Origin of the sequence: Paenimyroides ummariense, from assembly GCF_900115115.1 — a bacterium.
Classification (GTDB): Bacteria; Bacteroidota; Bacteroidia; order Flavobacteriales; family Flavobacteriaceae; genus Flavobacterium; species Flavobacterium ummariense.
The window spans coordinates 1-12771 of the sequence record NZ_FOVI01000022.1 but is presented as its reverse complement, the minus strand read 5'-3'; the positions used below and the strand labels follow the sequence as shown (position 1 = coordinate 12771).

At 35.4% G+C, this 12771-nt stretch carries 5 protein-coding genes; 2 read left to right on the top strand and 3 right to left on the bottom strand.

From position 1 onward, the window contains the following. Nucleotides 1–3: 3 nt before the first annotated feature. From sov to BM253_RS13320, 3 genes are all read right to left on the bottom strand, one after another. On the bottom strand, nt 4–7335 hold the full coding sequence (gene sov / locus BM253_RS13330; protein WP_245758500.1) for a T9SS outer membrane translocon Sov/SprA: 7332 nt from the start codon (nt 7333–7335) through the stop codon (nt 4–6). A gap of 4 nt (nt 7336–7339) precedes the next feature. Continuing rightward, nucleotides 7340–7921, bottom strand: a complete 582-nt coding sequence (gene ruvA / locus BM253_RS13325; protein WP_091525287.1) for a Holliday junction branch migration protein RuvA — start codon at nt 7919–7921, stop codon at nt 7340–7342. 81 nt (nt 7922–8002) lie between these two features. Further along, nucleotides 8003–10288, bottom strand: coding sequence for an NADP-dependent malic enzyme (locus BM253_RS13320; RefSeq protein WP_091525286.1), 2286 nt, complete (start codon nt 10286–10288; stop codon nt 8003–8005). 230 nt (nt 10289–10518) lie between these two features. Between BM253_RS13320 and BM253_RS13315 the strand changes: the two genes are divergently transcribed. After that, nucleotides 10519–11520 carry an SIR2 family protein gene (locus BM253_RS13315; protein ID WP_091525284.1) on the top strand — a complete coding sequence of 334 codons (1002 nt, stop codon included), beginning with the start codon at nt 10519–10521 and terminating at the stop codon, nt 11518–11520. Continuing rightward, nucleotides 11520–12566, top strand: coding sequence for a DUF262 domain-containing protein (locus BM253_RS13310; RefSeq protein ID WP_091525282.1), 1047 nt, complete (start codon nt 11520–11522; stop codon nt 12564–12566). The genes BM253_RS13315 and BM253_RS13310 overlap by 1 nt, the downstream gene beginning before the upstream one ends. Nucleotides 12567–12771: the final 205 nt, after the last annotated feature.

The following is a 12771-nucleotide window of genomic DNA, read 5'->3' as shown; positions in this document are numbered from 1 at the left end:
GGTTTAATTTCCAAATTTATATTGCAATGTAATTCCCGAACGTAAATTGGTAATTGGGTAACTGGTTGAAATTACCGCTTTACTAAACATGTGTTCGTAATAAAAACGAGCGGTAAAATTCTTGCTTAAATCATATTCGGCAGTTACTCTAATATTTTTAATATCCTGCCCTGCCCCAATTTGGTTGTTGTTATAATCTAAATATCGAATAAGTGTTTGGTTGCGTCGCCATGAAAATTCGGTTGCAAAACGCATATCGCTAATAATTCTACCACCATTGGCAACGCCTTCAAAATTGGTAGTAAAACCAACGTCTTTAATAATAAATCCTAATTTAAAACTGTATTCGCTTCCTTGAACTTCCGTTAACAAGTTATTATCAAAACTCATAGACAGTATTCTGTCCTTATTAACTCCAAATCCAAAATCAATTCCTGATTTCGTTAAGAAATCAACACGAATTAATGGACTAAATTGTTCATCCATAGTAACATTACTAACTACATTTTTAGTAGGATAATTTCCACCTGCATTCAACGCATTCGGATTTTCCAAATACTCATAATTTGTCTGGAAATTGTTTACTGCATAACCTGAAGTATATTTATGTGACAAGGTTACTCTGGTAAAATGGTTTTTAAACCAACCCAATTTTGTTAAACCACGATATTCGATTTTCCAATTAGGCAAAGGAATATTTCGCATAAATCCATTATCTTGTTTTGATATATCTCTGCCCGAATAAGCCGCCAAAAATGCAGGCATTAATACTTCTTGATTGGTTCTACTATAACCTACCGGGTATCCATACTCATCGATATTTGCAGGATCAGATAAATCGATACCACGTGCTGCAGCCAAACGATTTGCTACTACAATACGGTTTGCTTTAAACTGTTCAAAAGCAGCCGAACCGTTTACATCACTTCTACCAAAAGCAGTTCCAATCATGATGTTCGATGTTTGAAACATTCCGTATTCGTAAGGCGAACGCGAATTGTACATGCCATCGGTAACATCGTATTGTTCAGACATGTTGGTACTGTATTGTTTTATGGCATCAATTGTAATTAACAAGTCTGCAAAAGGACGTGCTTCGGCTCTAAACTGTAAATTTTCGGTGTGCATACGGCTGAATTCCTGATTAAATTCAGGGTATTGTGTTAACCAACCTTTACGCGCAGCCTCATATCGAACATCTTCTTGTGAACCAAATACATAACCCAGGGTAGGTCTCGAAGTTCCAAAGAAACCTAAACCACCCAAATAACCAGGCAATACTGTACCGTTTGATTGTTCGTAGGTTACACTTGCCGTTTTAACCATGGTCACCACATTAATAAGTGCATCTAAAACCGGCGAACCTTGATCTTCCTGTTCTTTTTTCTCTTTATCGGTTAACTCTTTATTACGCTCAACTTTTTGTCCCGGTTGTGGCTTTTGGCTAGCTAATGCTGTTGGTTTTTTATTTTTTTGCTTACTTGTTACCAAGCCTAAATACTTATACAACACCTCCATTTGTACGTTGGTATTTAAACTATGTCTGTTGGCATTTTGTATGGTGTTACCCAATTGGTAATTTACGCCGTTGTAATCAACATTTGAAAAAGCATCTGTTGCACGTTGCCAGCTGTAATCGCCCGTGTAAGAATAATCACTATTAAGAAATGCCAAAAACGGAACTTTATCAAAAGGTAATTTGTAGTTTAACTGTAATGTTTGCATGCGTAAATTAGGCGTTCCCGGATCAAAATAACCATCCCATATTCCCAAAGAGTTATCTACAAATCGGTTTTCATCCATAAAATTACGCACCACATTATTATTTGATGCCGTGTAATTAAGGGTTAAACTTTTTGTAAGATTAAAATTAAGACCGTAATTGTAATTAAAGAAATAATTTCTGCGGTACAATGGTTGAATTTCGATACCTTCCACATCGATCATTCTGTACTTTTGCTGGTTGTACTGTCGCAATACATCCGAATTAAAAGTAACACTTGTTGGCAGCAGATTTAAATTAAAATCACTGAACAATTTTAAATAGCGGTTCTTTTTAAGATTTTCTGCTTTTTTAAATGGTTCGATATTCCAAGGTTTGAACGAATATGCATAATTTAAAGACGAACGTGCCTGTTGATCTAACAGTTGTTCAATTTCGAAATTATGTTGTTCTACCTGATTGAACGAATGCGAAAGCGTTAAATTCTCAACATCGTAAAAACGCTGTTTTTGGTTTGGACTGCGTTGCTTGTTTACCCCAATAAAGTTGATACTTGTACGTTTGGTATATTCAATGGCACGATCTTTAATTTGTTTGCGTTCATCGGCACTTTGTGCTTCATCCATTTTTGCTTGTAGGCGAACATCCGGATCGTTAGGATCGTACTCTGGTGTAATTTTTTCTTCGGCAATAGAATAACTGAACGGAATATTCAAATTCCATTTTTTAGGCAATACCTGATGTGCATTTACTGCCGTTGTAACATTGTAATTAAAAACATCTTCCCTACTGCGTTCTTGCGGACCTTGTTCTAACGCGCCAAAGCCCATTGTTTGTTTGTTAACCGTTGCCGTTACCGCTGCAAAATCTGCAATTTTAGCATCAACCGTTGCAACAGCTGCCCAACCGCCTTTATTGGTCATATCAGACATACGCAATTCGTTAAACCAAACTTCCCCACGAATATCTCTTGGCGATTGTGGCGAATCTTGATACAGAATTCTTGTATTGTTTCGAACCCCGATCATAATGGTTCTTAACATACCAAAGTTTGGATTTCCTTTGATACCAATACGCAGTTTATTGATTTTGCTTGCCAATTCCGGTGCCAGTTCATCTTCGTTTTTAAAATAAATAAAACTCGGATCTTGATTTTGATCACGGTTACGCATCAACTTTAACTTAGTAAGCAATTCTAACTGTAATTCAATTTCGTTGGCTAACGGCCAAACCTCTTCTGAAATAGTTGTACCCCATTCTGTTAACTTCAACGGAATTTCTACCTGATAGAAGTTGTTTGTAAAATCGTTACCAAAACGAATGAATGCTACCATTTCATCATCTTTCAACCTTGAAGCATCTGTCGCACTTTCTAATGCTTCGGCGTGTAAAAACATACGCAGTTTTTTGTACTGGCGCATATCAATATTACCTACATTTTTAAATACCGCTCTGGAATCATCTGGTTCTAAACCATCGGGAGTCACCGTAGAATTTGCCTTATACACACGTAGCGATAACGCCTGCTCGTTTTGGTTAATAATAGTGTTATTTTGATTTACGCGTTCGCGGGTAATTCCCGGAGGCAATACATACGGAATTGGCGTACGTGAATAGTTGTTTAATATATTCAGTGTGGTAACATCGAAACCGGTGTTGGTTCCTTGCACTACTACATTAGGATCTTCAACCAAATTATCGGTATATCTTCTCCAATCGCTTCGAACCAAATTCAAAGTCGCAAAACGCAACGTTACTTCTTCAGAGAAACCTGTTAAGAACATACGCATAAAACGTACCGACTGTAAATCTGAAATGGCTCCCACAGCGTATTCCTGACTTGCAATAATTGGCACTTTATACTGCACCCATTTAACCGGAGTTGTATTTCCGTTTAAAAATTTCTCAGTAGTTGTACGAATATCTACCACATAATTTTCACCAATTACCGGATTGGCATTTACATTAACCTCATACTGATAATACGCATTAATGGTGTTCATGGTATTATCGTTATCGATATCTTCTACGTCGGGTAAATTGCTGTTTCCTCTGTTTGTGTCCGAAAACTGAATTGGCGTGTTGCCTTGCAAACCGTTGTAATTTTTATAGCGCGAAATGATATCGCCCTGTGCCGTTAGGAAAAATTCGTAGTTATCTGCCGCAGGATCTGCTAAACCAGAAAATTGCGTAAACTTCGCTTTTTCTTCCTCATCGTTCAATCCGTCTAAACCAACATCCTGATAAATACGGTTGTTTGCATCGGTATCAAACGCATAAATTAAAGCAGTTGATGCCGGAACTTTACCCCAAACCGAACTAATCGTTGGTGCATTTGTTCCCGGTGTAGGCAATCCGTTTTCGTATTGCTTCATACCATCTTGCAAAATATCTTCTGAAATGTATCCTAAATTGAAATAAACCTTACCTGTATTTGCTGTACTTGTAACATCGCCGGTATTACCTGTATAAGGATCCATCATCCAAAATTCAATGTATTCCACGTTTGCCTGTTCAAAATTGGTTGATGCGATAGAACGCATAATACCTGCCCAGTTTTGCTGTGGATTTGGTAATTCGTTATTTGCTAAAAACTGCGGATTAAAATTGTAAGGTCCGCGTTCTTTTGGATAATACGTTAAGTTTAATGGATTTACCGTTAACAGTTCGCCTTGTGCCACATCCATGGTAGGGAATAATTCTTCTTTATTGATACGGCGGGTTTTGTTCGATGAAATCATAGCATCGGTAACACTGTCGGGGCGACGGTATGGACTATAAAAAATTTGATCGATGTTATACCACGACATTTTTGCACGACGATAGCCAGATTGTAAATCGGTAAAATTCTCGCCGAAACCTACAGGCACAGATGATAGAAACCACATGGTAGGATTCAGCACATCAATGTTACTTTGCGTTCCTTCGAAATTTTCAATAAAAGAAGTTGCTTCTCCGTTAAGTTGATCCATTTTCGATGCACCCGGTTTTAAATACGCAAATTCTCCTTTAAAAGTTAAGGTTGACATTACATCGGTATCTATATTTGGCAACTTGTTTACCCAACGTGTTAAGAAAGGTACATCGGTAGAATAGTTCATATTGAAACCGTAAATAGTGTTATTTACCGATTCTTCGCCATAGTTTGATTTTACGGTTAAAGGTTGTTCTGTTAAGCGTAAATAGGTTGCACCTAAAATTAATTTGTCGTTTACCTGATGATCAACATGTACCCCGAAAAAGTTTCTGCGAGTTTGAGAAAACATTGAATTTTCTTCTACAGAAATTTCAATAGGTGTATTGCTTTCACGTAAACCCGGATCTAAAATATTAACCATTCCACGTTGGTAATCAACGGTATAATCGGCACCTTCCATCAATGTTCTACCACCTGCGGTAACTACAACCGATCCTTGTGCTATGTTAAATCCATTAATAGGAATACCATCGCCACTTGAACTGCTGGCTTTTCCTTTTAACTGGAACTTATTTTTCTCACTGTCTTGCATCGCTTTTATGTAAGTATTGCGATACAGATTTTTATAAACGTATTTTTTCTGGTTAGGGTTGTAACTTGCGTCAACATCATAGTTTTCGCCTGTTCCGTTAGAAAGCTTTTTAAACAAGTGTTCCCCAAAAGGTTCAACCGTTGTAAAAATAATTCGTCCACGTTCCTGATCAACAGTAATACCTTCGAACTTATTCATATTCTGCAGTGCCGAATTACTATTGTTATTACCATAGCCACCGCCACCGCCTTGATTATTGTTATTGTTTGACGGATTGTTACTTGTTGGGCTGTTTGCTATATAATCGAACCAACCGTCACCGCCCGCTTGCGGATCATCGGTAGCATTCAATCGATCTAAATTAAATACATTCAATAAAGGCGTATTTGCCACATCTTCCGGTAAAGTTGTTCCTGCAACCGGCGAAATATAATTTAACGGCGAAGGATCGGTGTACATGATGTTAAAACGGAAACCTTCTTTTTCGATAAAACTTGTATTTGGAATTTGATACATGTTTTTCATCATTAAATCCCAAACAGGTTCATCAACCGATGCCAGGGTGCTTTTCAGCATCTTTAAAACCAAACCTTGTGTTGTTGGGATATCCTGATTGTTTCCGTCTTGACCAATTACGGTAGCATCTACTCCATCGGTTCCAAATTCCCCAACTTTATAAACTTTTCCACCAATGGTATATTCAAACGCTACAGCCAAAACCTCATCGTTATTCAACGCTTGCTGTAACGTAATGTATCCTAATTGCGGATGAAACTTAAACTCGTTTTCTAATAATTTTCGGGCATTTTCTAATTTCACATAATCGCGACCTTCTGTTACAGGAATATTAAATCCTGCTTGTGCCGTGTTGATCTGACGGATGCCTTCATTTAAAAAGTTAGTACCAATAGCTCCCGGATTGAATTGGTTGTTCTTATTATCAACCGGTGCATTTACTTGTGAAGTACCAAAGAATGTAGGATTCGCCGTTAGATCCAACCCAATGATACGATCGGTACTTGCGTTGCTTAATCGTGCCTCACCTAAATCTTGAAGCGCGATAATGTTACGCATGTTATTGTTTGTTTGCCCAACACGGTTTTGGCGGTTGGTTACCCAAACTTCTACACGGGTAATACGCACACGGCTGTCGATATACGGATAATTTCTTAAGGCATTATCGTACTGGTATCTAAAGTATTGCGATAAAAAGAAATTTCGGTTTTGCTCATAATCCAAAGCAAACATTTCGAAGTTTTGCACTGTTCCGCCACCTTCTGCAACAATAGTTTTACGTTCTGATGTTTGTTTAGAAACCACACCGGTAATTGTTGTACGCCCGAACTGCAACTTGGTTTTTACACCAAAAAGATTTTGTGCCCCACGAACTAACGAGTTATTTACCGGCATGCTTACGTTACCCACTTCGATCCCCTGAAGAATAGCATCTTCGTCTGGTTCGTAGTTCAACTTAAGCATTTGTCTTTGAAAATCTAATGTTGACTGGTTGTTAAAGTTAATGTCGGTATTTAAACGCGTTCCTACTTTTCCCTGTAAACTTAAGTTGATGCGCTGGTTAAAATCTAACGCAAACGTACGGCGGTTTCTTGGCGATATAATTGGGTTATCTTGCTTTGTAAAGCGAATACCCAAATCTAATTCTACGTTACCGCTTGGTTTTACATCAATAGTATTACCGCCAAAAATGGTTTCAAAAAGTTTAGAATTTACATAATATCCCGGTAATAAATCTTTCTTTTCATCTTCGGTTAATCGGTCTTCGGCTGCAGCTAATCTTTTAGAATAGTATTCGCGCATGGCAGCTTTCAGCAAAATATCCTCGTACTGCTTACGGGTTAAAACCATAGGATATTCCAAGTTGTAATCGTTATTGGTAACGGTGTACAAGTATTTGTCTGAAACCGGATCGTAGGTGTACATTTTCATGATACTATCTACATCTTTCAAAGAAATAGCTCCGCGAATAATTACGCTTTCTTCTTCGGTTTCTTCAATTTGTGCCAAAGCAGGCGCAGCGTTACCCAAAAAGATAACGACTAAAAAGTATTTTAAATAAATGTATATACGTGAAGATGCTCTCAAAATGCTACAACCCTTTTAATGCCAACTTAATAATCTGCTCTACAGTAACTTCCGGATTTTGCTCAACGATTTTCTTCACTACTTTTTCGGTAGCTTTTCGTACAAAACCAAGAACTTCTAAAGCAGATAACGCTTCTTCTGCATTTGTATTGTTTACAGGAGCAGATAAATCTTCTAAACCATACAATTTCAGCACTTTTTCCTGTAAATCTAATATAACGCGTTGTGCGGTTTTTAGTCCGATACCTTTGATTGACTGTATTGTTTTTACATCGTTTGATCCAATTGCCTGTATTAAATCATTTGGAGAAACGTACGACAACATGTTTCGAGCCGTATTTCCGCCAATTCCAGAAACAGAAATCAACAGCTTAAAAAGCTCGCGTTCTGTTTTTTCGATAAATCCGTATAAAATATGTGCGTCTTCTTTAATTTGAAGGTAAGTGTGGATCTGAATTGCTTCCGAATCTTTAATTAAAGAATAAGAATGCAACGAAATATGAACCTGATAGCCAATTCCGTTGCAATCTATTATAATATCTGTAGGAGTTTTTTCTACCAAACGACCTTTTAAAAACGCAATCATTTTTTTACTTTAAATTTTCATCAAAAATAGAAAATTTTATTAATAAATTAACGCTTATTGGCTTTGGTATCTTTTATAAAACTATATATTCTTTTTTCGTGCGATTTTTTCCTGGGCATCAATAACCGCAACCGCCGTCATATTCACCATTTCATCTACACTTGCACCTAACTGAAATACGTGTACAGGTGCATCTAACCCTAATAAAATAGGTCCGATTGATGTTGCTCCGTTTAATTCTTTCAACATTTTATAAGTGGTATTTGCAGCATCTAAATTGGCAAAAACCAACGTGTTTACCTTTTTACCGACTAATTTTGAAAACGGAAATTTCTCTTTTAACATTTGCTGGTTCAAAGCAAAATCCATTTGAATTTCACCGTCAACAATCATCTCCGGATGTTGTTCATGCAACAACTCAACTGCTGTACGCATTTTTCTTGGAGTTTCTTCTTTTGATGATCCAAAGTTTCCGAAAGAAATCATTGCCACCACCGGATCCATTCCAAACATTTTAACCACATGACTGGTCATTAAAGCAATTTTTGCTGTTTCTTCTGCTGCTGGATTTGGGTTTACAGAAGTATCAGACAAAAACATTGGTCCGTGATTGGTAAGCATTAAATTAGTTGCCGCTACTTTTGATACGCCGTTTGCACGCGGAATTAAATCTAAAACCGGTTTTAACGATGTTGGATAACTGCGTGAGTAACCCGAAAGCATCGCATCGGCTTCGCCTTTCAACACCATCATTGATGCAAAATAACTGCGATCTCGCATTAATTTTTGAGCATCGATTAAAGTTACACCTCTGCGTTTTCTTGAATTCCAGAAGAATTCTGCATAACGTTCTCTACGATCGGCTTCTTCTTTGGTTTTAGGGTCAATTATCATTACATCGGCATCAAAACCAATTTCTTCTTTTAACTCTAAAATAATTTCTTTATTTCCTAATAAAATTGGTTCGGCAATACCTTCTTCGTAAGCAATCTGTGCTGCTTTTAGTACATTTAACTGATCGGCTTCGGTATAAACTACTTTTTTAGGATCTAACTTCGCACGATTCATTAACAAACGTACCAATTTATTATCGGATCCCATACGATCAGAAAGTTCGTTACGATATGCTTCCCAATTGGTAATTGGTTCTGTAGCCACGCCCGATTCCATAGCTGCTTTTGCAACTGCCGGTGGAATTTCGGTCATTAAACGTGGATCAAACGGTTTAGGAATAATATAATCTTTACCGAAGCTTAATTTCTTTGCACCGTAAGCTATGTTTACTTGTTCAGGCACTGTTTCTTTTGCCAATTTAGCCAAAGCGTAAACGGCAGCCAGCTTCATTTCTTCGTTAATTTTTGTAGCGCGAACATCTAACGCTCCACGGAAAATAAATGGGAAACCTAAAACGTTGTTTACCTGGTTAGGAAAATCTGATCTACCTGTCCCCATAATGATATCTTTACGAGTAGCCATTGCCAAATCGTATGCAATTTCAGGGTTTGGATTTGCCATTGCCAAAACAATAGGATCCGGAGCCATGGTGTTCAACATTTCTGGCGATAGCACGTTTGCGGCAGATAATCCAATGAACACATCGGCATCTTTCATGGCATCTTCCAACGTATGAATGTCGCGCTTGGTTGCCCAAACCGCTTTAGAAGGATCTAAATTTTCACGATCGGCACGAATAACACCTTTACTGTCTAACATTACAATGTTTTCTTTTGTTGCACCAACCGAAATATACATTTGAGTACACGAATTTGCTGCGGCACCTGCACCACTTACAACAATTTTAACGTCTTTAATATCTTTTTTCTGTAATTCGCACGCATTGATTAATGCCGCACCGGAAATAATTGCCGTTCCGTGCTGGTCGTCGTGCATTACAGGAATATTCATTTCTTCTTTTAAACGACGTTCAATTTCAAAACACTCGGGAGCTTTAATATCTTCTAAGTTGATTCCACCAAAAGTAGGTTCTAACGCCTTTACAATTTTTACAAAATCATCGATATTCTTTGTGTCTACTTCAATATCAAAAACGTCGATATCGGCAAATATCTTAAACAACAAACCTTTACCTTCCATTACCGGTTTTGATGCCTGCGCGCCAATATCGCCCAAACCTAAAACAGCCGTTCCGTTACTAATTACAGCCACCAAGTTTCCTTTAGCAGTGTATTTGTAAGCGTTTTCAGGATTTTTTTCGATTTCTAAACAAGGTTCTGCAACTCCGGGTGAATAAGCCAATGCCAAATCGCGTTGTGTACTTGTAGGTTTTGTTGGTACTACGGCAATTTTACCGGGTTTTGGTTTTGCGTGATATAATAAAGCTTCTCTTCTTTTTGAATCTTTGTGCATGATTTCGTTTTTTGATAAGTAACAAATATAACAAGCTTAAAATTAAGAACGAAAAAGTTTTCATTACTTTTTTTGAGGAATGCTATTATTAATTATTATAAACACACACACCAATATATTGAGATTTATAAAATAAAAGAGATTAGACTTTTTTTTAACATTTGAATTTAAATAGTATATTGCGATGATAAACGTTAGCGAAAATTTTAACAAATCCTGCAAATTAATAAATGAGTAAAAATTACTATATACTTTTAGGTAATGGATTTACAATTGATTTAATTAACTTTCTTTCAAAGAAGAAAGAGAGAGAAATTAATGTAAAAAATCTATTTTCTAATGGAGAACTTGTGCCTTGGCCAGGTAATGATAAACCTGGTTTTCTTTCCTATCGATATTGTCCAAATCTATGGACACTTGGGGCTAGACCAAATATGTCAGATGAAGAAGCTATAAATCTTATTGAAGATATTATTACTTGTGCAAATATCTTACACAGAAATAATAAAAAATCAAGCAATATTTACATCAAAGCATATAAAGAATTAGTAACATACTTACATGCTCTTTTCACATACTATAATAATATTTTAGATATAGATTCTGAAGATTTCTCAGATTGGGCATGGTTCAAGTTCATAAATAAATTGTATAATTCACCTGATGTAGAAAAAATACATATAGTTACTTTCAACTATGATATTTGGTTGGAAAGAATATTAAAGAAACACAACATTGAATTTGATGTTTCTAATCTAGAAGATCGCCAAAAGAAAGTTATCGTATATAAACCACATGGCTCAATTAGTTTTTCTTATAATATAAAAAAAGAAAAAGAAGCATTTGAAATAAGATATAATAGCGATTCTAATGATGGTAATATGGATGAGTTTACATTAAACTATGAAAATATAGACACATTAAATTCTGTAAATGCTATTATTCCACCTGCCGGTGATTCTAGTAGATTAGACTTCAAATGGGCTAAAGAAATCAGAGATAAAGCTAAAGAAATAGCTCAGAGTTTAGATAAAGAAGATGAATTATTAATCTGTGGGCTCTCTTATTGGCATGTAGATAGACTTGAAATAGATTCAATTTTAACAAGCATTAATCCCGAAATTGAAGAGGTTAAAGTCATTAATCCCTTTACACCAAAAGTTTTTAATGCTATTATAACAACACTTTTTGATAAAGTTATTTTTTACAGTAACTCAAATCCTTTATTATAATGAATATTTTAAATAGAAATAGTACTACAATAAATATTGCGAATTTTTGGGAAAATTATCAATTGAATAAGTATAATTTTGAACCAGATTACCAAAGAAAAAGTGATGTTTGGAGTCCATCTAAAAAATCATTTTTAATCGATACAATTTTAAAAAATTTCCCTATTCCTCCTATTTTTCTCCATCAGCATATTGATGAAGAAACTGGTAAAACCATGTATGATGTTATTGACGGAAAACAAAGATTAGGAGCAATTTTAAGCTTTATTAAAAATGAAATTAGAACTCCAGAGGATTTCCATTCTGATGGTTTTGGTATTCAAGAGTTATCTGATATTTCTTTTAAAGATTTAGATGAAAGTAATCTATCAGATTGGAAAAAAGCATTTTGGAGATATGATATAACTATTGAATACATTGATACAAATCAAGTTGATGTTGTCAATAATATTTTTGATAGACTTAATAGAAATGGAGAACCACTGACAAAACAAGAATTAAGAAATGCCAAATATAATTCTAGTGGATTCTATAAGTTGATAAAAAAGCTTGCATTAACTGATGTCCTGCAGCCTGTATTAAACAAATTACAACGTAATAGATTAGAAGATGAAGAATATATAACAGAACTACTTATCACTTCAATAAATAAAGAAGTTATAGCAGGTGATAAACCTGAAATGCTTGATCAAAAAATAGAAGAATATTCAAATTCATCTACAGATACATTACAAGAGTTTGAAAATGATTTTATCAAATATTCAGAATTTATTAGAAAATTAAATTTAAATCTTGAAAATTTAAAAATAGATGGAGTCAGTCACTTTTATGCTCTATGGGGATTTGCAATTGAAAAACTTAAAAATAATACTATTGATCAAATTGATTTTAACAATTTAAATCAAACCTTAGAAGATTTTTACACAAAATATTTAGGAAAATCACAAGAAGAACTGATTCAACAATATAAGACGACAATGTCAGCTGGGACTAAAAGTACAGCTAGAAGAAAACGAAGAATTGAAAGTTTATTACAATACTGCTAAAAAAAATTCCACTAACATCATATCGTCAAAACAACTTGTTAAAGGAGAAATATAAAGTTCTCCTTTTTTTAATTATAATTTCTAACAATTCAAAAAAGCGATATTCCCACTCCGATAACTATGGTTTTTCAAAATAAAAAATGTTAAAATTCTCACTGTTTTTTTTACGAATAATTTAATAATTTTACGTTGGAACAAACAAATA